This window comes from Burkholderia sp. Tr-20390 (assembly GCF_017104595.1).
Taxonomy (GTDB): domain Bacteria; phylum Pseudomonadota; class Gammaproteobacteria; order Burkholderiales; family Burkholderiaceae; genus Burkholderia.
In genome coordinates this window covers 1-921 of sequence record NZ_JAAGPC010000426.1, presented here as the reverse complement: position 1 = coordinate 921, position 921 = coordinate 1, and the positions used below count along the sequence as shown (strand labels likewise).

Below are 921 nucleotides of genomic sequence, written 5' to 3'. Positions count from 1 at the left end.
GGCGCCGCGACGAATCCGCAGCAACTCCTTGCCGACGTGCAGCGCCGCGAGCGCCTCGATGCTCGCCTGCGTCATCGCGGCCGGCTGGCCCGCGAGCAGCGCGCCGAGCTGCGCGATGCGGTGCTGCTGGCGCTGCTGCCAGCCCGCCGCCACGACGCGCTTCCCCGCCACGACTGCGAGCGTGTCGTCGCGGATCGTGCGGCGCAGCCGCGTGGCGTCGGTGGCCAGGTTGCGCGGCAGGATCAAGCGGAACGTGAGCAGCGTGAGGAAGGTGGCGAGCACCCACGCGACCGACTGGTTCAGGAACAGCGCGACGTCGGGGCGGAACGGATTGGTCGCGCCGGTCAGCGTGTTGAACGCGACGAGATACGCGAGCCCCGCGAGCGCGGTCTTCGGCACGCTCGTCGCATAGATGCCGGGCATCCAGAACAGCGCGAGCGCGACGACCAGCAGCGGAAAGCCTTCGATGCGCGGCAGGATGCCGAACGCGCACACGAACGCGGCCGGCACGGCCAGCACCGTGCCCTTGATGAACGCCTGCGCGCCGGCGGCCGGGTTGCCGGCGGTCGCGAGCAGCGCGCAGTACGGCGCGACGACGAGCAGCATCATGTCGCCCTGGTTCCAGCCGGTGACAAGCCAGAACGCACCGGAGATCGCGATCGCGCAGGCCGAGCGCACGCCGTTGCGCAGGGCCGCCCCCGTGTCGCGGTGAAAGCGCACCCGTGCGGGCCGATAGCCCGGCCGCGGGCGCTGCAATTCGACGAGCCCGTCGAGCGCCGCGCAATAGTCGTCGATCTGCTCGATCAATCGCTCGCCGGCGATCAAAAACGCCGCTTCGTCGCGCGGATCGCCTAGCGCGATACCGTCGAGCGCCACACGCAGGCGTTCGCGCGCATCGGCCAGCCGCGCAAGCGCGTGCGG

The 921-nt window shown here is 71.8% G+C and carries 1 protein-coding gene; it reads right to left on the bottom strand.

The genetic code is table 11. The features are described 5' to 3' along the window. Positions 1-921, bottom strand: a 921-nt coding sequence (locus G3N98_RS39350) for an FUSC family protein (protein WP_206151132.1), incomplete at both ends; no start/stop codon positions are given.